The following is a 25012-nucleotide window of genomic DNA, read 5'->3' as shown; positions in this document are numbered from 1 at the left end:
GCTGATTACTAAACAGATTATTATTTGTCTGCCATGGCAAGATAGATACCTCGATCTGAGGCGTCATCTACGTATTGTGAGTCGCGCCATGTGGTATAACTATGGACACCGCTGTATGGGCTGATACCTTTTTGGCGGAAGTCAGATACCCAGTCGGTACCATCAAAAATCTGGATATGGCCGTGCGGGCGTCTTGAGCTACGGTCATAGACGATCACATCACCCACCTGATGCGGTGTGTCATTACTGATTTTGGTAAAGCCTGCTTGGGCAAGCGTGCCACGCGTGGCGTACTGATACGCTGAAGGATTTGGCGTAAACTCATAGCCTGCTGATTGCAAGGCTTTACGGACATAGCGGGCACAGTAGCCAGAGCTTCTAGACAACGCCACGCGTGAAGCACGTGCTGCGGCAATGGCAGGAGCTGAGTTGCTATCAGGTACACGGCTTGCTTGCTGCTGGCGCTGCTCATAAGAAAGGCGGCTGGTGAGCGAGGCAAGTTGATATTCTTTTTGCTTGGCATGAGCACTTAGGTTGTCAATTGCTTGACTGATTTCATCATTACTATAAACATGGGCGCCGCTATTGGTGCTATAGATATTGCGACTAGAACCGTAGTTCACAGAAGTAGAGATGTTTGTGACGGTATGACTCAAGGTATTATTTGGTTGAAAGGTCGTTTCGACAGCACCACTCGTCTGTGCTATGCCCATTCCCAATACTGACAAAATTAATAAAGCTTGTTTCATAAATTTACTACCTATGGTTAATACAGGATTGCTCGTCATCCATGACGACGCATCAATTAATTTAGAGGATATTCACATCAAGCAAACATGATAAAATCCTTATCACAACCACTTCTTTTATCGTGACTCACACCGATAGTTTTGGTCTGGTCAACTGCCTCATCACTCACTTGTTATATACTGCAGTTAGCATGTTTATGATAAATATCGTTTTTGTCACCTACTAGATGAGTTATCACGATGTCAAAAAAACAGCCCAATCGGCTTGCCAAACTTATTGATCATCAAGCTTTTGCTGGTAGCGCACTACCCCAAACCCTTGCTGATAATATGCAGTTTTATATAAAAGCGACCAATGAGATAAAAGCGCTACTGGTAGATTGTCTACCTGAGGAAATCCTCAATAGCTGCTGGGTCGTCGGACTTACTGCTGAGCAATTGGTACTCAGTGTCAGCTCAATGACGGCTGCTAACCATATTCGCTATTTACAGAGCGCGTACTTGCAAGTCCTTAATGAGCAGTCAATTACATTTAAACAACTCAAGCAAATTCGCGTCATTGTAGCCAATACTTCTACTGAAAATCATGTATCAAAATCATCTTCAGGGCTAGCGGCGGCCTCATCAAAATCTCGTAAAGCTAATAAAAATCAGGCTCTTAGCCAAAACACAAAGCGGACTATATCACAGGCTGCAGAGCATGTCACCACTGATGAAAACCTCAAAAAAGCACTTTTGCGCCTAGCAAATCACTAAAAATCATCTCGTTACTATGTAAAGTTATGTAAACAAAAACAGAAAATCATCCCTTGAACGCTGGGTTTTTGTAATATCGCAAACAAAAAAAATCGTCTATCGCTTTCATTCAAATAATGAATGAAAGCGATAGACGATCATAAAATTATCCACAGCTTTTATATTGTCTAGGTTAGCGCAGAATTGTTAAAGTAAGCTAAACAATATATTCAAAAATACGAATATTCTATGACTGTAAGCATGGGCAACTTATGTAATATTGCGTAAATGTTTCGATACTTCGTGTATATTCCTGTATTTATCCTTCAACGGCCAAACCATTGAGTGGCAAATATTCGATCGGACAAGTTACGTTGTCATCAAATGTTACAATTTCAAAGTTATCATGATTGGATAATATCTCACGTACCAGCAAATTGTTTAGAGCATGACCAGACTTGTAGGCATTAAAACGACCTAAAATAGGATAACCTATCAAATATAAATCGCCCAATGCGTCTAAAATTTTATGACGGACAAATTCATCATTGAAACGCAGGCCTTCTTCGTTGAGTACGCTCATATCATCGATGACAATGGCATTGTCCATACTGCCGCCTAGCGCCAAGTTGTTTTGACGCAAAGCTTCGATATCACGTAAAAACCCAAATGTACGAGCCGAGCTGAGCTGCTCGATGAAGTTTTGGGTCGAGAACTGTAATTGGGCGTGCTGAAAGTCTTTGTCGATAGCAGGATGATCAAAGTCAATCTCAAAGTTTAACTCAAAACCCTCATAAGGGCGCAACTCTGCCCATTTATCATCGACTTTTACTCGTACAGGTCGCAAAATCTTGATGAATTTTTTGGGTGCTTCTTGCTCACAAAATCCCGCCTCCAGCAGTAAGGCGACAAAAGGCGCGGCACTGCCATCCATAATCGGTATCTCTGATGCCGACACGCGAATCAATAAATTATCAATACCCAGTCCAGCAATCGCACTAAGCAAATGCTCTACCGTACCCACGCGCGTACCTCCAAAGACCAGATTGGAGGACATCATGGTGTCTTGTACCAAAAAGGCACTGGCTGGAATCGGTTGGCTGCCGGCGATGTCTGAGCGCTCGAAAACAATACCTGTATCGACTGGCTGCGGATGAAACGCTAAGTCAACAGGCTGACCACTATGGAGACCAGTACCTGTAACGGCTATCGCTATTTTTATGGTTCTTTGGTTCATGGCTGTCTTCTCACATATTTTGTTACAATTGCCATAGTGTACCATTACCCGCCCCTATTTCGCCATAGTTAAAAGTAGCTATTTTACTTATCTCCTTGATTGATAACACTTATCACTGATTTTTTGCCGTCATCTGTGGTCTGTTTTTTCTCTTATATCCGTATCTACATCTCAAAATCTGTCATACTTTTTAACACTTAGATCAGGTTTGTAAACTACAGCAGACACAAAAAAGCCAGCAATGTATGCTGGCTTTTTTGTCTATATCTTATATGACAGACAAGATCTGTATGACAAACTACTTGTTTTGCTGACGCTTTAGATAGTCTTGAATACTGTTGGTTTTGGTCTTAGGCTGCTCTTGTATGGTGTTTGCACGGGCAGCATGGTCTTGATACATTTGCGCTTGTGATTGCTTTTGACTGTTTAACGCACTGGTATGTACGTTAGGATCAACAGGCTGAGTACTGTTTACAGACGGTACTGGCTGCTCTTTCACTTCCGGCTCTTTACCAGCGTTTTCGTCTAAAGTAAGACCGGTTGCGATGACGGTAACATGCAAATCATCGCCCATTTTTTCATCGATCACTGAGCCATAGAAAATATGCGCGTCATCGATGTCTGTGATTTCTTCGACGATTTCACTGATCTTGCTCATCTCGTCGAGTGATAACGACTCAGAGGAGATAACGTTGACCAATAGGCCTTTGGCGTTTTCTAGGCGTAAATCATCAAGTAGTGGCGATCTGATGGCTTTTTCTGTGGCTTGACGAGCACGATCATCACCGCTGGCGCGGCCAATTCCCATCATAGCGTGACCTTTGGCTGTCATCGCGGTGCGAATATCGTTAAAGTCAATATTAATCATACCTTCGCTGGCGATGGTCTCAGCGATACCTTGAACCGCATGCAATAACACGTCATCGGCTTTTTTAAAGGCATCCTGCATTGAGATATTGCCATAGACGCTCATCAGCTTGTCGTTTGGAATGGTTATGATAGAGTCTACAAAATTGGTCAGCTGCTCGATACCTGCCTTTGCCGCCTTAATGCGTTTACCACCTTCAAATTTAAATGGCGTGGTCACAACAGCAACTGTCAACACTTCCATCTCTTTTGCGATACGAGCCACCACTGGCGCGGCACCCGTACCCGTACCACCACCCATTCCAGCGGTAATAAACACCATGTCTGAATGCTCAAGCAAGCCGCGGATGGCTTCTTCTTCGCTCTCTGCTGCTTCGCGGCCGACTTCTGGGTTGGCACCAGCACCTAGCCCGCGGTTGGTCTTTGCGCCCAGCTGCAGTTTATGCGGCGCTGTCAGACGGTCAAGTGCTTGTTTATCCGTATTGGCACAGACGAAGGTTACACCTCTAATCCCTTGTTGTACCATATGTTCAACCGCATTACCGCCGCCGCCACCCACACCGAATACTGTGAAGCTTGCTTGGCCGTTATTTTGAAGCTGGTTATCATCTGGCATGGTGTATTTTAACATAAGAAAGATTCTCCAGTTGCAGATAGCGTAATGTTCGATACGTAGTAACGCACTCATGTGGCGCGCTATCGACATACTATATATAAATGTATTTAAATAAAATAGGGTAAATGGCCCAAATAGTTTGGCTAAGACGAAATATGTCGTCTTAGCACGGTATTTACTGCTTAATCTATTGTTTGTCGGTCTCGCTCTTGCCTCACCCCTCTATAAGCCTATATCAGAGTGTCTTGACTAAAAGCATGGCCCAACAGTATCAGCGGCACTTAGCAGCGTTATAGTATCTTTTTTAAGACATTGGCAAAACGCTGGCCTGCGCTCTGAAAAACGCCCGTGACGCGGCTTTTTTTGATGGCTTCAGGCTCGCTTTTTTCACTACGGCGAAACTGCTCACTTTGACTATATAGTAGTGTACCAAATGCCGTCTGATAAGCGCGATCATTCACTTGGGTATTAAGCTGTTTAAACGCTTCGTCATTATCAAAATGATTGTGTGCGCTGATTGCAGGATGAGTATTGGTCAGCACCACCGGCATTTTGAGCAGCTTTTTGGTAAAGGGTATCATGCCTTTGATGGCCGTACCGCCGCCTGTGAGCACGATGCCTTTATCAATATAGCCGATTAGGTCAGCCTCATGCAATTGACGCGCCACTTCGGTAAATATCTGTATATAGCGCGCTTCAATAATACGTGCCAGATTATAGGTACCGATATTGATCTCGTCATTCGATCCTTGTGGCTTAAAAAGAAAAAACGAGCTGGGATCGACGCTATTGACATCGACGGTACCATACGTTTTTTTGAGCTTTTCTGCCTCAATCATCGAGATGCCAAAATCTGCTGAAATGTCCATCGTTACCTCATGGCTACCCGTGGCGATACAATGGGTAAAAATCAGCTTGTTTTCTTTGTAAACACAAATACTGGTCGTACTAGCGCCAATATCCACCAAGCAAACCCCTTGCTGGCGCTCATCGCTCATCAAGCTATATTCAGCACTAGTCACCGCATCAAACACAATATGATCGATGCCGACATCACAGCTTTGTAAGAGTTTTTGGATATTTTGGCGACTAGAAACCGGCATCATCATCATGTGATACATCACGGTGATGTTGTGCGCCATCATCTCAATGGCATCATCGACCATAAAGTCTTGCTCATCGACATAGATACCCTGCTGGCAGCAATGCATCAGATAATAATCTGGCGACAAATCGCGGGATTTGGCATTGGATAGGGCTTGCACCATGTCTTTGGCACGGACCACTTCGTCTTCGACTCGCACCTCACCTGCACTGTTGCTACTGAGGAGCTCGGGCGTGGCAAGCGTGAGCCACACACTATGCACACGGCAATTGGCCATGTCTTCTGCTTCTTGGATGGCTTGTTTGATGGCGCCTTGTAGACGTTCGCGGTGTTTGATTTGCCCTTGATAAAAATCACTGTTTTTAACTTGTCCCACGCCCAGTATGCGAATGTCTGTTGCAGAGACGACATTGCCTATCACGACATATACTGCCGTGGCGCTTAGATGGACAACAACCAGATTTTCAGTATTTTTCATGGTACCAGACAAATTATCGCTAAACAGGAGAGCAGATGACGTCTCCATTAAATCATTAAAACCATCGCTATATTCTTTGTAGTAAATAAACAACTTGTACTAAATAAAAAACTTATACTAAATAAACAGCGTCTATCTGTCGGTGCGCTATGACTGGCTGTTTATCAGGTTTGTGCAAGACCGCTCATGCTCTTCTTTCTGAGCCGGCTCTTATCATTTTTTACTCAATATCATCACCGATTACGATGAGCGCGCTGGTGGCGCGCTGATATCCCAAGAGATGGTAAAGCCGTTTTTGTAACGCAAGTCCACTGACTGTATCTCATCACGGCGATCGCTTAATTGATTGGCCAGTAATTGACTCAGATTAAGCAGTTTTTGCGCCGTATTTTCGTTATCGACAATCACTCGCAATCCATTATCAAAACGAATCAGCCACGTCATTCTGGGTGATAAGATGATGTCCTCGACCTGTATACCTAGCGGCGCATACCAGTCGTTGACTTGCTGCATTTGCTGCATGATGACTGGTGCTTGTGATATCTCACCTTGCAGCGTCGCAAAACCCTCTTGCGCCAGGTCTTTGCTATCAGCAGGCACAAAAACCGCGCCTTTTGCATCGACCAGTCGCTCTGTACCAAAGTTTGCAATCGCTTGTTTGGGCAGTGCCGTCACCACGATGCCGCGTTGCCAATCGCGTGAGACACTCACTTGATCGACCCATGCTAGCCCGGTTGCGATATCTCTGAGCGCTTGCAAATCAGAGGTAAAAAAACTACTGACTTTTTGCTGATTCATCACTTGACTGAGCGAACGATACTGCGTCACGGTCAAGCCCTGATTGCTCACATGAATAGCAGCTGGCGGGGCATCTCGCAGCGCCTTGCCGCCCATCAGTAGTATCAGTACCAACAAACCTAGTACCAAGACCATAAATAAGTATCTAACCGAAGTCGGTACTTGAAAACTAGAGGTCGGGCGACGGGTTTTATCACTCATCAAGTCAGTTGCCTCGTTGACGGTTTGAGCCATAACGACCTTTTTCCCTATATTTGCATAGATTGCTCATGCTGTTTGTTGATATAAATTGGCTCATCAATGTTGCAAACCGTTTAAGTGCAAACCTTTTAAATAGTAGGTTAGCAAATACTTGGGAGAAAACGACATTTATAGTGCGCTCATGCTCTGTTAAATGTAACATTTTTCTTACTTTATGAACGACTTATGACAGCTGATCATAAAAAACACAAATATCACCAAAACAACCCAATAATTACAATATTAACGTATTTTGTGGTCAAACAATAGCCTAACCCCAAAGAGTGACTATGAATTTACACAAGTTTACATGAAGCTATGACACAGCAGCGCTAGCGATACATTATCCGTTTTCATGCCTTGCAGACTTTTGGGTAAAACGGCTTTTGATAAACCCTGCTAAACAGTCTGAGACAAAATATGCCAGCACAGCGCGTCAAAATCCATACCGCGCGCTTTTGCAGCCATCGGCACCAAGCTATGACTGGTCATCCCAGGTACTGTATTGATTTCTAACAGCCAAAAATTGCCCGCCTCATCCTGCATGGCATCGATGCGGCCCCAGCCTTTGGCATCGACGGCACGGAACGCGGCAAGGCTCAGCTCTTGTAAGTGCTTTTCGTCGGTGGCACTTAAGCCGCAAGGGATATAGTAGCTGGTGTCGTTGCGATTGTACTTGGCCTCAAAATCATAGAAATTGGTGATATCGGCAGGCTCAAGGCGAATCACAGGGTAGGCCTCGTCATCAATGATCACGATGGTAAACTCACGGCCAGTAATCCAACGCTCTGCCATGACCGCGTCGCCGCACTGCACGGCTGTTGCATAGGCGGCCGGTAGCTCGTCGAGATTGTTGACTTTGGTCATGCCAATGCTTGAACCTTCATGCACCGGTTTGATAATGAGCGGCAAACCCAGCATATTGACCACTTGCTGCCAATCGGTGTCGGCTGTCAATAATGAGAACGGCGCGGTTGATAAGCCGCACCCTTGCCATAACTGCTTGGTGCGTACTTTATCCATACCCAGTGCCGAGGCCAAAATACCTGAGCCTGTCTGCGGAATATCGAACCATTGCAGCACGCCTTGTAGCAAGCCGTCTTCGCCGCCGCGGCCATGCAAGACATTAAACACGCGATCATACTGACGAAGCTCGGTGATGTCTTGGTACTTAGGATCAAAATGGGTGGCATCAACGCCTTGGTTTTGCAAAGCTTGCAAGACAGCAGCCCCGCTGTCTAACGACACGCTGCGCTCATTGCTACTGCCACCATAAACAACGGCCACTTTACCAAATTCACTGGCATTTTTGACTTTAGAGGTCACCGCTTTTGATGACTGCTCTTTGGTTGATTGTTTGTTTTCCATACTGCTCTTCCCTGCTTGTGCCGCTGCTGCGATGGCTGGCTCTGGGTTGATGATAATGGTTTTATCCTCAATGATAGGCTCATCTTGTTTTAGCGTCTCTGCTAGGCTATCTGGAGTGTCTTGCTGAGTTTGTATCGTCATGAGGATAATTCCTAAAGGTCTTTTAGCTTACTGGATATAAAGGTTGTTTGCGGCCAAGTCGATGGCAATCTGCCCAACATTACCAGCGCCTTGAGTGATCAGCATGTCATTGGCCTTTAATAAACGCTGCATAGCAGGGGCTAGATTGTCCTTATCGATAATCGTCGGCTCGACTTCACCGCGCAGACGGATACTGCGTGCTAAGGATTTGGTATCAGCACCAGCAATCGGATTTTCGCCTGCAGAGTAAACTTCTAATAACAACAACTCATCGACGCTTGAGAGCACTTCGACAAACTCATCATAGCAGTCACGTGTGCGGGTATAACGGTGCGGCTGAAACAGCATCACCAAGCGGCGATCCGGAAAGCTTTGGCGCGCCGCTTTAATCGTCGCATCGACTTCTTTTGGATGATGGCCATAGTCATCGATGAGTAACACATCGCCCTCATCGATAGGCACAGCGGCGTGCTGCTCAAAGCGGCGACCAACGCCTTCAAACTTTTGCAAAGCGCGAGTAATCGCCTCGTCATCGACGCCTTCATCGGTCGCCATGGTGATAGCGGCCAGCGCATTGTAGACGTTATGGATGCCAGGGATGTTTAAGGTCAGACGCAGCGGCTCGCGGTCGCGGCGCAATACGGTGAAATGCGTCTTGGTGCCTTCACTCACCACATCGATCGCTTGCACATCATTAAAAGGCTCAAGCCCAAAGGTCAATACTGGACGGCCAATATCATCAATCATCGCATACAGCTCAGGATCATCACCGCAAACCACAGCCAAACCATAAAACGGCATGTTTTGTAAAAACTGAATATAAGCCGATTTGAGCTTATCAAAGCTGTTTTCGTAGGTGTCCATATGGTCTTGATCGATATTGGTCACAATCGCTGCCATCGGATGCAAGGACAAAAACGACGCATCTGACTCATCGGCCTCGGCCACCAAATAACGACTGCTACCGAGCGCGGCGTTTTTGCCAGACGCATTGAGTTTACCGCCGATGACGTAGGTCGGGTCTAGCTGCGCCTCTGCCATCATTGTGGTCAATAAGCTGGTGGTGGTGGTCTTGCCATGTGCACCCGCAACCGCGATACCATGACGATAACGCATCAGCTCGCCCAACATATCAGCACGGCGCACCACAGGCAGGCGCGCTTCTAACGCTGCTTTAACCTCAGGATTACTCCGATCAATCGCGGAGGACACAACGATGACATCGGCGTTGGCGATGTTTTTAGAGTCATGCCCAATCGATATATCGATACCAATCTGCTGTAAGCGGCGCGTCACCACACTGTCAGCAATATCAGAGCCGCTGACCTGATAGCCTTGATTGTTCATCACCTCTGCAATACCGCACATCCCCGAGCCGCCAATACCGACAAAATGCAGATGTTGAATACGGCGCATTTCTGGTATTTCGATCAAACGCTTGGGTAGAGATTTTTCAGAGGTAGACATAAGAGATTCTCTTGGTTAAAGGCAAATAAAATAGAGTAAGTCAAAATAACGGATTAAGACAATCAGCCTCAACGCCTGTCGCTGACCACGATAAAAACTATAACGTTTGCCAAATGATATCAGCAACCTGCTTGCTGGCATGGCGATTGGCAAGCGCGTGGCCTTTCTTGGCCATCTCCAAACACGTCGCGCGATCCAGTGCCGCCAGCTCTTGGCTCAAGCGCTGCGCGGTCAGCTCAGACTGCGGCAATAAAATCGCAGCACCGTGGTCCGTTAACGTGCGGGCATTGGCGGTTTGATGGTCATCCACCGCGTGTGGCAATGGCACAAAAATCGCCGCAATACCGACGTTTTGAATCTCAGTGACCGTCAAAGCGCCGGCACGGCATACGATGACATCTGCCCAATTATAGGCGGCGGCCATGTCATCGATAAAAGGCTTTACCACAAACGTGTGCTGGCTCAAATCCTCATGATCGTAGGCCACTTGCGTCGTTTGTTCATTATTACGGCCGCATTGATGACGCACATCAAACGGCTGATCTAATAGCGCCAAAGCCTTGGGCACATTGGTGTTGAGCGCTTGTGCACCCAGCGATCCGCCTACTACTAATAGCTTTAGGGGCGTGCTGTCGTGGATATCATAACGCTCAGTAGGCTTTGTGACGCCCGTAATGGCGTTGCGCACAGGGTTGCCCACAGTCTCAAGCTTAGCATCCTGCTGGCTATTGGCAAATGTATCTTCAAACGCTTGTAGCACCTTGGTTGCCATCTTGGACAAATAGCGATTGCTCATACCAGCGATGGCGTTTTGCTCATGAATGATCAGTGGGGTTTTGGTCAAACGCGCTGCAATACCGCCAGGCGCAGTGACATAGCCTCCAAAACCCACCACCATATCGATCTGATTGCTACGAATCACTTTGATAGCCGCCATCGTCGCCGAGAGCAGGGTCACCGGCAGCTTTAAGAGACGGCCAACGCCCTTGCCACGCAGACCCTGCATATCGATTGCATGAAAGCGGTAGCCTGTCGGCTCGACCAAGCGATTTTCCATACCAGCGGGCGTGCCCAGCCAGTGAATCACCGCGCCGCGTTTGCTCAGCTCTTCACTAACGGCCAGTGCCGGAAACACGTGGCCACCTGTCCCAGCAGCCATCATTAGTATATGCGGTGTTTTCATGAACCCCTGCCTATCTTTTTTGTATTTATATGAAGCACTTATTGTCCTATCGTGGTCATGGCCCACCGTCCAAAACGAGCCGCCGAAAGCTGGCATAGTATAGTGTAAATTATGGGCTGATATATAGTACTTTATGCACAGTTCATAACAAAAATCCAAGCCATGAAAAATCACGGCTTGGGCGTTATTAGTATGTGCTTAGAGGCGCATTTTTCGGCCCCATCTTAGCACAAGGTTTTTTTCTCATTGTGCACATACTTTAGTAATAAATTACGCTATCGTTACTGCTTTGTTTAATGAGCGCGCTTGTGCTCGATTGCGATAATCAAATCTGTAGCAATATCGGTGCCACACTGGTCATCAATCTCGCGTACACAAGTCGGACTGGTAACGTTAATCTCTGTAATACGGCCGCCGATCAAATCAAGCCCGACAAACATAAGACCTTTTTCTTTGACGATGGGCGCGACGACCTCTGCCACTTGACGCTCCATATCGGTGAGCGGCATCGCCACCCCACTACCACCGGCCGCAAGATTGCCACGCGTCTCGCCTTTGACTGGAATACGTGCCAAGCTATAATCAACCACCACGCCATCGACGATGAGCACACGCTTATCGCCCTCAGCGATCTCAGGTAAGTAGCGCTGCGCCATGATCGGCAAAGTCTCAAGCTCAGTCAAAATCTCTAGCGTCACCCCGATGTTTGGACTGTCAGCGGTCAGGCGAAAAATACCGGTGCCGCCCATGCCGTCTAAGGGTTTGACGATGACGTCTTGTTGCTCGGCGATAAACTGGCGAATGTGTGCCTGTTTGCTGGTCACAATCGTCGGACTCATATAGCTGCTAAACCAAGTGGCGAACAGCTTTTCATTACAGTCGCGAATCGCTTGTGGGTCATTGACCACCAATACGCCTGCCGCTTTGGCATGATCCAGCATATAGGTGGCATAAATGAAGCGCATGTCAAACGGTGGATCTTTACGCATCAAAATCACATCAAAATCACTGATCGCGCCTGTGGCCTTGTCGCCCAAGCTATAAAAATCTGCCGGATCACGTTTGACGGTCACAGGCTGGGTATCGGCCATCAACTGACCGCGATCCAGCCACAGATCATGAATCTGACAATAGCCAAGCGTATGACCACGGTCTTGAGCCGCCCACATCATCGCCAAGCTGGTGTCCTTTTTATAATTGACCTGCTCGATAGGGTCCATGATGACCAGTATGTGTAAGGATTTTTTTTGATTTTCTTGGCTCATAATAAGACTCATTTATATTAGATGGTTTAGGCGCGCTGATATATAACTGATATACAGTCGATATGCATACTGTCAATCACAGAGCAGCAGTCACTATAACGATAATGACCAACTATACACCGTACTGCGCGCGGTAATGCTGCATTTTTGCAAGTTGGGTGGCGTCTTTGTACTGGCCGTTTGCCGCTGCCAAATAGCTGATCAGATCGTCGATATCGACCAATGCTCGTACTGGTACGTTTAGCGTCGCGGCCAGCTCTTGGATAGCAGAGTGCTCACCTTGGCCTTTTTCTTTGCGATCAAGCGCCACGATAATACCTGCCACGCTGGCGCCCGCTTGCTCGAGTATCTCGACCACTTCGCGCATCGCTGTGCCAGCCGTGATCACATCATCGAGCACCCAGACCGCCTTACCGCTGACATCTGCACCCACCAAGTTACCGCCCTCGCCATGTGTTTTGGCTTCTTTGCGGTTATAGCCCCATTTGGCGTTGATACCGTGATGCTGCCACAACGCTTGCGCGGTGGCAGCAACGAAAGGGATGCCTTTATAAGCCGCACCAAAGATGACCAACTCTTGCATATCCGCTTCGTCACTCTCGGTCATTTGTGCCGCCAAAGCATCTGCATAGCCGCGTGCCAGCAAAGACAACATCTCACCTGTCGCCAGCAAGCCTGCATTAAAAAAATAGGGACTGATACGACCAGACTTTAGGACGAACTCGCCAAACTTAAGCACTTGGTTATCAAGCGCCAGCTGAATAAATTGATGTGAAGAAAAAGAGGCGGTTTGGGCGTCAGCAGTTGCAGCATTTAGCATGAGATATTCCTATAGGCAAAAAAAGGCAAAAAAGTGGCGTTATTGTACGCATTATTGATCAGCTTGACCAACCGTTGATGGCATAATCCTGCATATTGGGATAACGCATCAATAAGCCATTACGCGATGAGAGGTTAAAGTAACAGTGACCGTCGTGGCTGACTTGTATGTCCCAGCCCAAATGGTAAGCGGCGACCACGATATGACCTGCAAACACTCGAATTTGCCTATAAACATGGCGCTGCGCAGGCTCACAGATTACCTGACTGAGTAAATAGCTGCGTACGTACTGGCACACTTGCGCCGCACTATAGCTTTGATTGATACTTTTACGTGTCTGGCACTGCTTTAGCGCATGAACCGCCGCGCTGCACGCCATGATATCGGTGGCCAAGCTGCCCTCGCCCGTTTCAAACTGCTGCGGCTGCAAGATCACCTGCCAGTCATCAGCATAGGCATCGCTTAGTAACTCGTCAGGATTATAACGTTTGATAAGAGCGCGCAAAGAGGCGGTAGAGGTTTTGGTCTTCTCAGGCAAGCCTGCGCTTGTTTGGTGGGTTTTTACCGAGCGATCAGCAGGTGCAAAACCATAACGATGGAGCGCTGGATACGCGCGCATGGCCTGATGGATATCGGCCATATCCAACAGTATCATGCCACTTAGCGGCGATAGTAGCGGCTGTTCGCTGTGGTTTTGATAAAAGCTGTCAGGCAGCTCGACAAGCTTTGCTGCCTGTAATAGCGCCAAATGCTCAGCCAACGCCTCAGAGGCAATCAGCGCCCACTTCGATAAGCCGCTGGTACAAGGCTGATAGAACCGCGCAGAGTTGCCGTAAAGCCGGCGCAGCTGACCGTTTAGCCGCCGCGCTGGCTCTGGAATATCACTCAGCGGCCGTGCAGGATCGAGCGGCGCTTGGCTTGGGTCAAAATTAGGGTGCACGATGGCAGGCTGCTGACTATCAGGCAACGTAGAGGAGCGCTCAGCATTGCCTTCTGCCAGCATGTCGCCTGCTGCGTGCTTTGCAGTAGATAAGCGGCTCTCAGAAGTAGAAGGCTGGGTCATGAAATCTCCATCAATAATAAAAAACGATAAGCGCGAAATAAGTACCAACTGTGCTGTATCGGTTTTAAAATAACTGAACGATAGGGTTGACGATAGACGGCTATTTTACGCTTGATGGCGCAAAATATCACGGTAACCTACTTGCCAGTCAGGATAATCAAGCCACGCTAATGGTATATTGCTGTGCAGACGCTTGCCCGTGACAGCGGTTTTTTCATCCGCTATCGCTGGCGGTGCTTCTCCCACTTGCGCACTGAGCCAAACACCAAGCTCCAAGGTGGTGACTGGCGCATAATCCGTCGCAATATAAAGCGGCTTTGGCGCAGCAATGGTCAAGACGTTGACGATGATATTGACCAAATCGCTATCCATAATACGATTGCTCCAGTGGGCGGCGGCGACGGGCTTTTTTTGCGGATCACGGGCTTGACGCAGGCGCATCAGACGCTCGCGCCCATAGATACCACTCGGGCGAATGACAATGGCGCGATCACCAAAGCCTTGCTGCAGTACCTTTTCTGCTTGCAAGATAATTTGCGAAGCTTCGCGCTTAGGCAGGGTCGGCACTGTCTCTTCGTCTATCCACTCACCGCCATCCTGCCCATAAACGCCCGTTGACGAAATAAACACAACGCGCGTCAGATGTGGTAGTTGCTCGGCCAGCGCGGCTACATGCTGAGCAATCGCCAAATAGCTGTTTTGATAACCGCTGGCTGAGTAGTCATCGGGCGTGACGATAATCGCCAGATGGGTAAAGCCTTGTAGCTCATCAGCGCGCAAGCACAAGGCATCTGCTTGCATAAAGCTTGCTTGATCATTTAAATCATAGTGCTCGCGGGTGCGGCGAGCAAGACCGGTAACTGACAAACCATCCTGCGCCAGTTTATTGGTCACGGGCAGTCCGATGTCGCCTTGTCCGATAATCAGTAGGTGCATACTCATTTTATATCCTTAAAAATAGCGTCGGTATGACAGCTGTATATCGTCATTGGCGTCGATACGCTCCTGCCACTCATAGCTGGCATTGATGCGCACTGCTTGATTTTTATCGATATCGTACTGTAGGCCGATGCTTGAGATTGGCTGCCAATAATGACTGCGAACGTCTGGGTCGTCACTGCTGCCATGATACCAATATGGCAATTGCAATTGGGCCTGCGCGCGTAACTGATTGTTAATCTGATAGTCACAGCCTGCATTGACCCCAGCACCGATACGAAAGCCTTTATGGATGCCGCGGCCTGTTTGCCCCTTCCCTGACAATAGGGCGTAGCATAGCTGCGGCGGCATCTCTCCGCTACCAGCTTTTGGGCTGCTAAGCGCCCACGACCAGCCCGTCTCATAGCCGGCGCTACCGACCAAGTGATCGCGCCCTGATGGTTGCGAGCCATCATTTACGCGGGTCGCCTCGACACTGGCGCCCCACGTTTTTCCTTGCTTGGCGGTATTGACAGGATTAAAAGAGCGACCTCGTAGTATTGTAAAATTCTCTAACACCACACGATCTGGCTCATGGTCTTTACTGTTGTCTGTCTCATAAAAACGCACGGTCGCAGCCAGTGCCTCTAGATTAAAAAACTGCGGAAATCCTGCAGCGCGATCCAAGGTATCATGGAATCCCAAACGCATCCCCACATCAAGGTAGCCGTTATCACCGCGCTGACCTACGCCAATCTGAGCCACTTGCAATGGATGCCTATCAACTGGGTTGTTGTCCGAGGCGATAATGCCATGATCTATGATGGTCTTTTTATCGCCAGCTGAGATACTCGATGCCACATTGCGCGCGGCTGATTGAATATTACTCGCGTCATCATTGGTGAGATTTTGATAGCCCAGTGCGGCCGCCTTGGCCTTATTTAGCTCGGCTTGACGCACGGTACTATCAGATGGGGTATAGCGAGCATCTGCCAATAAAGACTCCTCATCAAGCAGCTTGACCACATCGGAGGGAATGACCACATAAGGCAGCTGGCTGAGCAAATCCTGCTCGGGGCGCACCACATCGATCAGACGCAGAATCTCAGAGGCGCAGTTGTCCGTGGTAAAATAATAAGGAATGTCTAAATCCTTAGTCTCCCACACATGCAGGATGATTTGCCGTACCTCTGCGGGTGTCAAATCCAACTGATACGTCCACGCGTCACGCTCATCGTCTTTGAGATATTTGGCCAGCTTTTCGGGATAAGGGTCAATCTCAATTCTATTATTATAACCGCCGCTGGTGGCTTTAATGGCATAAACGGCAAACGCATCGTCAGGGTCGCCATCGACGGTGTCATTGAGGGCGTAAGCATGGTGAATCTGACTGGGATCAGCAGCGCTGATCGGTGAGTCGATACGTAGCAAGGTATGGGCGAACGCGGAGATTGGATTGTCCAAGTACTCCTCAGCAAACACAATGGACAGCTGCTCGGGGTTTAGCATCGCCATCCACTCTGTCAGCTCAGGGCAGTCCGCTTGCAAGCTTGAGCTATCAATGCCTAGCCTCTGAGTGAGCCAGTGTGTGCGCGCAGGAAAGCGGCAAATAGCTGACTGTGCATCGCTGCGGGGTTTGGACTCAGGCGGTGCGACCCTCTGCTCGGCCAAGGCCACTAGCAGCGCATCCAGCTCAGCGCCAGCGTCGTGCTGGCCGTCAGTGCTGAGGAAAAACGTAGGACTATCGATAAGGCTTTTGGACGCGCCCTTATTAAAGAGCGATTTTTTATCATCCAAAAAGTACAACAATCGCCGCCAAGTGGTATGCTCAGCCAGACTGTGCGCTTGCACCTGCTGACGCCATGTGGCTAATAGTTGTTCGGCTTCGCTATTTTGACTAGGCAGGGTGCCATCAGTCTGCGGCGTTAGGCTCTGGCTAATATCAGCCGTGATGGTTGGCGCAGCCGCCAGCTCGCCTGTCATCACCAAAGACGCAGGCATCGGCAGCACAGCCTGCACTTGCGCTGAGAGTAGCAGCGCTGCCACTGCAAAAGGCAAACGTGCACGCACGCAGCACGCTCGCAGGCGAGTAGCGCTTGAGGTACAATTTACAGAAAAACTCGGCTTTGTAGACATGAGGAAACTCTCGCCCGTTATCATATGAGTGAATATAAATCTAAATAACAACTAAATATGCTAACCATCATCATCGATGCCATACATCTGACATCTGCGCTCAACCTATTTATAACGAAAACGACAATATAAAGAGAACATTATGCCCAGCTCAACCATCCCATCATCCATGACTATCGATGATGGTCTACTATCGGCTGCCACTTGGCTTGCATCACCCAATTTTAATAAGCGACCTGAGCACACCACCATTGACACCATTGTCATTCACAATATCAGTCTACCGCCCAACGAGTTTAGCGCATGTGGCTCTGATGGTGTGCATTATGTCAAAGCACTATTTACCAATCAGTTGGACTGGGACGCCCATCCGTATTTTCAGACGATCAAAGGTGCTGAAGTGTCAGCGCACCTGTTCATAGAACGTGATGGAGCAATTACGCAATTTGTCAACTTCAATGAGCGCGCGTGGCATGCTGGTAGGTCCAGCTACCTTGGGCGACCTGAGTGTAATGATTATAGCATCGGCATCGAGCTTGAAGGGTCTGATTTTGTGTCCTTTACCGCCGCGCAATACCACACGCTTGCAGCCGTCGTCGCGGCTATATATAGCGCCTACCCCAACACCCGCCGTCACATCACTGGACACAGCGACATCGCCCCTGGACGCAAGACCGATCCAGGCGAGTTTTTTGAATGGGCGCGGCTGCGTGAGCTTATTGCTCATCAAATGGCAGGATAGCTGCTGGCTGGTAGCATTTCCACAGTCGTTCCATTTATCTCGATAACGAAAGTGCTATAATTTGTCAGTTTTTTGACACCCATCACTCAGTAACTTCTTATCAGCAACCCCTTATCAGTAAACAACATAGCAAAACAGGTTCTTATGGCAAAAAGTCGGTTATTTCGCTCTACGATGGTCGTCAGTAGCATGACCATGCTGTCTCGTATTTTAGGCTTGGTACGTGATGTGGTGTTATTGGGCGTGTTTGGCGCAGGTGGCCTGATGGATGCCTTTTTGGTCGCTTTTAAGATTCCAAACTTTTTGCGGCGTCTGTTTGCCGAAGGCGCTTTTAGCCAAGCATTCGTCCCTGTGCTGTCTGAGTATAAAGAAAAATATAGCCTACAGCAGGTGCAAATTTTGGTCAGTCGCACCTCAGGGGCGCTGCTACTGGTGCTGTCCATGCTGACGGTGCTGGTGATTTTAATCGCGCCATGGGTGGTGACACTGTTTGCCCCAGGGTTTGCTGACCAACCCGATAAGTTTGCCATCACCGCTGAGCTGCTGCGCCTGACTTTTCCGTATTTGTTGTTTATCTCTATGACCGCCTTTGCCAGCGGTATCCTACAAAGCTATGGCCGCTTTGCCGCACCAGCCTTCGCCCCCGTATTATTAAACTTGTGCATGATTGGTGGTGCGCTGATTTTCGCGCCGATGTTTGATACACCGATCATGGCGCTCGGCTATGCAGTGGCTATCGCAGGATTGCTACAGTTTTTGATACAGCTGCCGCAGCTTTGGCAACAAAAGCTGCTGGTCGCGCCCAAGGTTGACTTTAAGCATGAAGGGGTCAGACGTATTCTAAAGCTGATGCTACCAGCTATCTTTGGTGTCTCGGTCACCCAGATTAATCTGCTGCTCAATACCGTCTTTGCCTCATTGATGATAGGCGGCTCAGTCTCTTGGCTCTATGCAGCCGAGCGCATGAGCGAGCTACCGCTTGGGCTCATCGGCGTGGCGATTGGGACGGTGATTTTGCCCAGCTTATCAAAGAGCGAAGCGCAAAAAGACGATGTCAGCTTTAAAAAAACCATCGACTGGGCGGCACGTCTGATTATTTTGGTGGGCGTGCCAGCGTCGGCGGCGTTATTTATCTTAGCCGATGCGCTCATGCAGGCACTGTTTTTACGCGGTGAGTTTACCTTACGTGATTCACAAATGAGCGCGCTGGCGCTGCGTAGTATGGCGGGTGGTATTTTAGGCTTTATGCTGATTAAGATTTTTGCACCTGCGTTTTTTGCGCGGCAAGACACCAAAACCCCAGTAAAAATCGGTATTATCTCTGTCTTTGCCAATATGATTTTTAGCGTGGTTTTTATCGGTATTTTTTACTTTTTAGAGATGCCGCTACATGGCGGATTGGCCTTAGCCACCACAGGTGCTGCTTTTGTCAACGCCGGCTTGTTGTATTATTTCTTGTATCAGCGTGAGATTTTTCGCTTTGGTAGTCATTGGAAAAAACTGTTTGCTCAGTTTGCGATTGCTACAAGTGCCATGGTTGCCGCCCTGTACGTCATGCTGCCTTATTTTCCAACCGATGAAGCGCAGTGGCAGCGTATCATTGCTCTGCTCATCATGTGTGCGGTGGGCGCAGCGGTCTATGGCGTGGTCTTATTGGCCACAGGCTTTCGTCCGCGCCAGCTCAAACACGGCTAAACGACGCCTTTACCAAACCAAAACAAGCCTTATATGAGAAATGATAGTGCGTGAAGCTGATAGTTGTGATAATTGACGTTTAACGAATACATAAATTTTAAGGGTCAATATGACAACGAAACAATCCACCTTACTACGCTTACCGACCTTACTCACTGCTAGCGTTCTAAGCACCGGCTTACTTGTGAGTGGTTGTGGCAATAATGATAATAAAGATACCGCGGCTATTGAAGATAACGCAGCTGTTGCCAAAACCTCTGAGGATGACCTAACGACTGCAGTAGAGACAGTCGATAGTGATAATGTCAATCCTGTCACCGCCTCTGCCAAGCAAAAAAGCTTGGTGACTAATCCAACCGAAGCAGGCACGCCAGAAGATACGGTAAAAAAAGCGCTAGATAGCTTATATTATGGTGATGCCAAAAAATCCTCCTCATATTATGAAGTGAATATGGCAAACTTTGAAGAAGAGCTGGCCAACACGCAGTCAGCGTTTCAACAAACAGTCGATGGCGTCACCATTACGGATACCAAGTATAGTGATGATAAAACGCGTGCCACCATCACAGGCGAGCTGATGCTAAAAGGCCAAAGTGAGCCTGCGCCGCTGACTTATGAGCTGCAAAAGATAGATGGTCAGTGGAAAATTTTAGGTTAAGATGGTTTAGTTAAGGTGTTTTTGATAAATGTCCTGTAGATGAATATTCTTTATATAAAGGCCGCTTAAATGATAAACATCTTCGGTCAAAAGATGCCAAACCAACGCATTTAAGACGTTTTATCTGAGATGTCATCTGACGTCACCGCTTTACCGAGCATCACCACATCAGCGACAAACCCCTGCATATCGCATACTTTTGGCATGTAGCCCCACTGCTCAAAGCCAAGCTTACCAAACAGTCCTAAGCTTGGCTGATTGTGCGCAAAGATTAGCGCGACGACATTATGAATACCAAGGCTTGGTGCTTGCGTCAGCATCCAGCGTGTCAGCAAGCTGCCTAAACCCTTTGCTTGATAGTCTTGATGCAGATAGATACTAATCTCTGTGCTGATATGATAAGCCATACGCGCATATAAGTCGCTAAAGCTGCCCCACGCCACGATTGGTTCTGTTTTTTGACTGGTTTGCGCCGCTTGCACTGTTTGAGCTGTATCCTCGCTCGCTTGCTCCCTCGATTGAGCCCTAGCTCTAACGACATAAATAGGCCGCGTCGGACTGTTTATGTGCTCGGCAAACCACGCGGCACGCTCTTCACAGGTCACGGGTGTCAGCTGCGCTGTGGCTTGTTTGCCAACGATACTTTGATTGTAAATCGCCACAACCTCGGGCAAATCCTCTGCTCTAGCATGCTGTACCGACCATACATCATTGAGATGGTAAGACGGGGCCAAAGCAGGTAAAGAAGTAGCAGTCATAGAATGTCCAGAGCTAAAAAGCGACACAGGGTATTTGGGAAAATAATACTCACCATCTAGACCTTCATCAACAGACAGTAAAGCTGCGATAGCGCAGATCAGCAAACACGTTTTTTGCGATGCAGCCATCGCTGACACAAATCGTTTGATACTGGTTCGTTTGATACTGGTATTATCCATAGACCATAAGATGTTAGTATGGCTATTTTACTTTATAATGGCTGGTTTTAGACACCTCAATGTTTTATCTGGGCGTGTTTTTTCCTTCTTTATTTGGTCTTATTTATCATAGCTGACATTTATGAACACCTATTTTCTTGAGCAACTGATTGCCACACCAAGCGCCCTGCCTGCCCATACTCACCCAGTAGCGCTAGCGCCTTGTGTGCTCACTATCGGTAACTTTGATGGTGTGCATTTAGGCCATCAAGCGATGCTCGCCCAAGTACGCGATATCGCTGATGCGCGGGGGCTTGACGCTGCTGTCATGATATTTGAGCCGCAGCCACGTGAGTTTTTTGCGCCAGCAAGCGCCCCTGCTCGCCTCACCAACTTGGCAGAAAAGCAAGCACTACTTGCAGAGTACGGCGTAGAGACACTCATTGTCGCAGGATTTGACAATGAGTTTCGCTCGCTATCGGCGCAGGCATTCGCGGATTTACTGGCACTACGCCTAAACGTCAAAGCGTTGGTGCTAGGAGATGATTTTAAATTTGGCCATGATCGGACGGGCGATAGTGCGTTTTTGCGCAGCTACGGCTTAGACGTGACCAATCTGCATACCGTCGTCGATGATGGCGGCAAAGCAGCACGTATCAGCTCAACCCGTGTGCGTGATTTGTTATTGGCAGGAGATATTGCGTCGGCCAACGCCTTGCTTGGCCGCGATTATACAATGACAGGCGAGGTCATCAGTGGGGATAAAATCGGCCGTACTCTGGACTTTCCCACCGCCAATATCGAGCTTAAGCGCTTAAAGCCTGCGCTGCATGGTATCTTTGCCGTCGATGTGGTCAGCTTGGATGACAGAGGCGAGATAATCGCAGATGGTTTAACAAAATTGGCTAATGATGACAATATGGGCATAACAGGTTTGCGTCCGCACAGTTTGTTTGGCACGGCCAGCATCGGCACCCGCCCCTCTGTCGACAAAGCCCACGACTGGCGCTTAGAGGTACATTTCCCTAACCTACAAGCTGACTTATATGGCCTGACGCTACAAGTGCGCTTCTTGCACTATTTGCATGGCGAGCGCCATTATGAGAGCTTAGACGCCCTAAAAACAGGTATCCATAATGATGTCAAAGAGCTGATTGCTTGGCGCGCGCAGCAGCCTGATTAAGCAGTATATTCAGATGTGATAGGTGTGAAGCTCAGACGTTCAGACAAAAAAACCCACAGTCGATATCGTACTGTGGGTTTTTTATGCTTTTCTAATATTTCTATATTGGGTTTTTTATATCAGCTTTTAGGCATCTGGATGCATACGGACATTTAATTCATCAATCGTCTCTACCCAAGCGGCGTCTTTTTTCCACTCCTCTTGCAAAAACATACGCTGATTGTCCGTCCAGATATCAGAATCTACCAGTTTTTCATCTTTGGCCAATTTGTTTTTTTCGATAAACTGATTAATCGCCTCATCAGAGTTATCGAGTCCTAACTGAGCAAATAACTCATTCATATTATATTCAGGTTCACCTAGCATACTGTCTCTCCTTAAGTGGTGCAGGTTTAATTGTACTTATTATTGCAACGAACCCATTTATTGTAGCAAGCTTTTTTTTGTTCGCTGTTAATCCACGTTTATCTAACGTTATCAATTGTATTGATAAGGGTCTCAATAAATGTCAACGCACAAAAAAGGCCCTCTATCTTAAGAGGGCCTTTTCTATATGGCTGTCTACCATACTTTTAGCAAAGTCATGGCTTACGGTAGTAGGTGTGCTACCGCATCACGCTCTTCGCTCAGCTCTTGCTCAGTGGCAGCCATTTTCTCTTTTGAGAATTCTGATGACACGTCAACGCCGTCTACGATAGACCAGTCGCCGTTAGCGCATGTGCATGGGAATGAGTAGATAAGGCCTTCAGCGATACCGTATTCGCCATTTGAGTAAACACCCATAGAGACCCAATCGTTCTCGTCAGTACCGAGCGCCCACGTGCGCATATGAGCGATAGCAGCGTTGGCAGCGGAAGCTGCAGACGAGGCGCCACGAGCTTTAATGATAGCCGCGCCGCGCTGCTGTACCTCTGGGATGTACGTGTTTTCGTACCAATCACGATCAACCAATTCTAGCGCTGGTTTGCCATTGACAGTCGCAGCCGTTAGGTCTGGATACTGGGTCGATGAATGGTTGCCCCAGATGGTCATGTTTTTGATGTCATTGACAGTGCTGTCAGTTTTTTCGGCCAGCTGTGCCATCGCACGGTTATGATCTAGGCGAGTCATGGCGGTGAAGTTACGTGGGTCAAGATCCGGTGCATTACGCTGGGCGATTAGCGCGTTGGTGTTGGCAGGGTTGCCGACGACCAATACTTTTACATCACGGCTAGCCACTTCGTTCAATGCTTTGCCTTGTGCTGAGAAAATCGCAGCGTTGGCTTCTAGTAAGTCCTTACGCTCCATACCTGGGCCACGTGGACGGGCACCGACGAGTAACGCGTAGTCAGCATCTTTGAATGCCACATTTGCATCATCAGTTTGAACGATACCTGCCAACAATGGGAATGCGCAGTCTTCTAGTTCCATGACCACACCCTTTAGGGCGTCAAGCGCTGGTGTGATTTCAAGCAATTGCAAAATAACTGGCTGATCTTTACCTAGCATCTCGCCAGATGCAATACGAAATAGCATCGCGTAGCTGATATTACCAGCGGCACCAGTGACGGCAACACGTAAAGGCTGTTTCATTGACATTGAATACTCCCTAATTGATGGTTAGATCATTCATGATTGTAATAGATGATTATCTTTTTAGACATCGACTTGTTTGCTGCACAAAGGCAGCGCTAAACCGAGAGCTAGTGTAGCACTTCGTTTGGTAAATCGTCTAGAGACAATCAGAGGCTTGCCGCGGATTGTCACAGATTATATTGTTACATTTTATACAAAATAATCGACGGGGTCACAAAAACACTGAGGCGACCAGCGCTTAAAAAAACGGGTAAAAACAAGGTAGAAACAAGATAAAAGACAGCGAGTAAAGACTAAAACACGGCCTTAAACAATCACCAAAAAGAGAGCGTGGCAACACAGCCTGCAAAAAAACAGCGCTCATACCCGAATAGTACAGCGGCCAGTGTCCATGTTGGATTACGGCAACACCTACTTACCGCCTGAGATGATAAACTTGCTACCGCAATTATTTACCACTTGATAGCACTTACCAAAATCACTGCCATCATAACAGACATGGATGTCGGTCAAAATCGACTGACGACGATTGCCAGCCTGACAGATCAGATCAATACCACTGGCGGACATACCGCTATTTAAGCGCGTCATTTGACTGATAAATCGCGCTTTAGAGACAGTGTAGCTGTTACCCGTATTAAGCTCGTTTGGGAGTTTTAGCGCACCGGCGTAGTTGGTGATTTGACGAAAGTAACTGGCCGCACTCAGAGGGCTACAAGCGCCGTAACGCTGCCATGCCTGACTACGAACCGTGGTATCAGGCATGATACGATTGACGACTTTTAGCTGTAACGGTGTCAGACGCGGCTCACTGCCCACGCCGCAGCGCTCACCATAGCCCATATCTAGCCCCGACACCGTCAAAGAGTAGCCTTCTAGGCATTGACGCATGCGCGCGCGTGTCGGCTGTATGCTACATAGCGCAGGGGTCATCTCAATCATCAACACCCGCTGTCCTGTCTTGACGGTGCTAGCAGCGTGCGCGGGTAACAACATCACGCCTTGCAACATGATCAGCGCGCCTATACTAGATGACGCCATAATGGCTCGGCCAGA

The 25012-nt window shown here is 48.1% G+C and carries 22 protein-coding genes; 5 read left to right on the top strand and 17 right to left on the bottom strand.

The features are described 5' to 3' along the window. Window positions 1-20 precede the first annotated feature (20 nt). Entirely contained in the window at window positions 21-749 is a 729-nt protein-coding gene (locus AADH33_RS02440; protein WP_348549448.1) for a CHAP domain-containing protein, read from the bottom strand. 240 nt (window positions 750-989) lie between these two features. Here AADH33_RS02440 and AADH33_RS02435 point away from each other — a divergent pair, with 240 nt between their 5' ends. Next, window positions 990-1505, top strand: coding sequence for a DciA family protein (locus AADH33_RS02435; protein WP_100749987.1), 516 nt, complete (start codon window positions 990-992; stop codon window positions 1503-1505). Window positions 1506-1803: 298 nt separating this feature from the next. Here the strand turns inward: AADH33_RS02435 and lpxC are convergent, their stop codons facing one another. The 12 genes from lpxC to AADH33_RS02375 form a co-directional block, all read right to left on the bottom strand. After that, the gene (gene lpxC, locus AADH33_RS02430; RefSeq protein WP_348549447.1) at window positions 1804-2721 is read right to left on the bottom strand and encodes a UDP-3-O-acyl-N-acetylglucosamine deacetylase; all 918 of its coding nucleotides are present in this window, start codon (window positions 2719-2721) and stop codon (window positions 1804-1806) included. 298 nt (window positions 2722-3019) lie between these two features. Continuing rightward, complete coding sequence (ftsZ, locus tag AADH33_RS02425; protein WP_075100743.1) at window positions 3020-4219, bottom strand: cell division protein FtsZ; 1200 nt, start codon at window positions 4217-4219, stop codon at window positions 3020-3022. A gap of 275 nt (window positions 4220-4494) precedes the next feature. Further along, window positions 4495-5787 carry a cell division protein FtsA gene (ftsA, locus tag AADH33_RS02420; protein ID WP_348549446.1) on the bottom strand — a complete coding sequence of 431 codons (1293 nt, stop codon included), beginning with the start codon at window positions 5785-5787 and terminating at the stop codon, window positions 4495-4497. Between the two features lie 240 nt (window positions 5788-6027). Then, window positions 6028-6819, bottom strand: coding sequence for a cell division protein FtsQ/DivIB (locus AADH33_RS02415; RefSeq protein WP_075100450.1), 792 nt, complete (start codon window positions 6817-6819; stop codon window positions 6028-6030). 405 nt (window positions 6820-7224) lie between these two features. Further along, window positions 7225-8193 carry a D-alanine--D-alanine ligase gene (locus AADH33_RS02410; RefSeq protein WP_075100742.1) on the bottom strand — a complete coding sequence of 323 codons (969 nt, stop codon included), beginning with the start codon at window positions 8191-8193 and terminating at the stop codon, window positions 7225-7227. A gap of 168 nt (window positions 8194-8361) precedes the next feature. Beyond that, window positions 8362-9801 carry a UDP-N-acetylmuramate--L-alanine ligase gene (gene murC / locus AADH33_RS02405; protein ID WP_348549445.1) on the bottom strand — a complete coding sequence of 480 codons (1440 nt, stop codon included), beginning with the start codon at window positions 9799-9801 and terminating at the stop codon, window positions 8362-8364. Between the two features lie 97 nt (window positions 9802-9898). Further along, window positions 9899-10984: an undecaprenyldiphospho-muramoylpentapeptide beta-N-acetylglucosaminyltransferase gene (gene murG, locus AADH33_RS02400; RefSeq protein ID WP_348549444.1), complete on the bottom strand. Its 1086-nt coding sequence runs from the start codon at window positions 10982-10984 to the stop codon at window positions 9899-9901. Between the two features lie 293 nt (window positions 10985-11277). Continuing rightward, a complete protein-coding gene (gene gshB / locus AADH33_RS02395; protein WP_348549443.1) occupies window positions 11278-12249 on the bottom strand; it encodes a glutathione synthase in 972 nt (323 codons plus the stop codon). Between the two features lie 112 nt (window positions 12250-12361). After that, entirely contained in the window at window positions 12362-13069 is a 708-nt protein-coding gene (gene pyrE, locus AADH33_RS02390) for an orotate phosphoribosyltransferase (RefSeq protein ID WP_348549442.1), read from the bottom strand. 58 nt (window positions 13070-13127) lie between these two features. Continuing rightward, on the bottom strand, window positions 13128-14132 hold the full coding sequence (locus AADH33_RS02385; protein ID WP_348549441.1) for a hypothetical protein: 1005 nt from the start codon (window positions 14130-14132) through the stop codon (window positions 13128-13130). A gap of 105 nt (window positions 14133-14237) precedes the next feature. Next, window positions 14238-15074 (bottom strand): SDR family oxidoreductase, encoded by an 837-nt coding sequence (locus tag AADH33_RS02380; protein WP_348549440.1) that lies wholly within the window; start codon window positions 15072-15074, stop codon window positions 14238-14240. A gap of 9 nt (window positions 15075-15083) precedes the next feature. Then, the gene (locus AADH33_RS02375) at window positions 15084-17186 is read right to left on the bottom strand and encodes an Lnb N-terminal periplasmic domain-containing protein (protein ID WP_348549439.1); all 2103 of its coding nucleotides are present in this window, start codon (window positions 17184-17186) and stop codon (window positions 15084-15086) included. Between the two features lie 142 nt (window positions 17187-17328). Between AADH33_RS02375 and ampD the strand changes: the two genes are divergently transcribed. The 3 genes from ampD to AADH33_RS02360 all read left to right on the top strand — a co-directional run bounded on the left by ampD (window position 17329) and on the right by AADH33_RS02360 (window position 20281). Continuing rightward, window positions 17329-17928 carry a 1,6-anhydro-N-acetylmuramyl-L-alanine amidase AmpD gene (ampD, locus tag AADH33_RS02370; protein ID WP_348549438.1) on the top strand — a complete coding sequence of 200 codons (600 nt, stop codon included), beginning with the start codon at window positions 17329-17331 and terminating at the stop codon, window positions 17926-17928. Between the two features lie 144 nt (window positions 17929-18072). Then, entirely contained in the window at window positions 18073-19623 is a 1551-nt protein-coding gene (murJ, locus tag AADH33_RS02365; RefSeq protein ID WP_348549437.1) for a murein biosynthesis integral membrane protein MurJ, read from the top strand. 109 nt (window positions 19624-19732) lie between these two features. After that, on the top strand, window positions 19733-20281 hold the full coding sequence (locus tag AADH33_RS02360; RefSeq protein ID WP_348549436.1) for a hypothetical protein: 549 nt from the start codon (window positions 19733-19735) through the stop codon (window positions 20279-20281). Window positions 20282-20391: 110 nt separating this feature from the next. On the opposite strand, the gene AADH33_RS02355 is transcribed toward AADH33_RS02360, so the two are convergent. Next, on the bottom strand, window positions 20392-21219 hold the full coding sequence (locus AADH33_RS02355; protein WP_348549435.1) for a GNAT family N-acetyltransferase: 828 nt from the start codon (window positions 21217-21219) through the stop codon (window positions 20392-20394). 121 nt (window positions 21220-21340) lie between these two features. Between AADH33_RS02355 and ribF the strand changes: the two genes are divergently transcribed. After that, entirely contained in the window at window positions 21341-22381 is a 1041-nt protein-coding gene (gene ribF, locus AADH33_RS02350) for a riboflavin biosynthesis protein RibF (protein WP_348549434.1), read from the top strand. 126 nt (window positions 22382-22507) lie between these two features. On the opposite strand, the gene AADH33_RS02345 is transcribed toward ribF, so the two are convergent. From AADH33_RS02345 to AADH33_RS02335, 3 genes are all read right to left on the bottom strand, one after another. Beyond that, complete coding sequence (locus AADH33_RS02345) at window positions 22508-22747, bottom strand: DUF2789 domain-containing protein (protein ID WP_348549433.1); 240 nt, start codon at window positions 22745-22747, stop codon at window positions 22508-22510. A gap of 222 nt (window positions 22748-22969) precedes the next feature. Further along, window positions 22970-23959 (bottom strand): malate dehydrogenase, encoded by a 990-nt coding sequence (locus AADH33_RS02340; RefSeq protein ID WP_172953122.1) that lies wholly within the window; start codon window positions 23957-23959, stop codon window positions 22970-22972. A gap of 408 nt (window positions 23960-24367) precedes the next feature. Beyond that, window positions 24368-24997, bottom strand: a complete 630-nt coding sequence (locus tag AADH33_RS02335) for a hypothetical protein (protein WP_075100738.1) — start codon at window positions 24995-24997, stop codon at window positions 24368-24370. Window positions 24998-25012: the final 15 nt, after the last annotated feature.

This window comes from Psychrobacter sp. KFRI-CH2-11 (genome assembly GCF_038239325.1).
GTDB lineage: Bacteria > Pseudomonadota > Gammaproteobacteria > Pseudomonadales > Moraxellaceae > Psychrobacter > Psychrobacter celer.
Note: the sequence above shows the minus strand (reverse complement) of the source record. Positions and strands in the feature narration are given on the sequence as shown.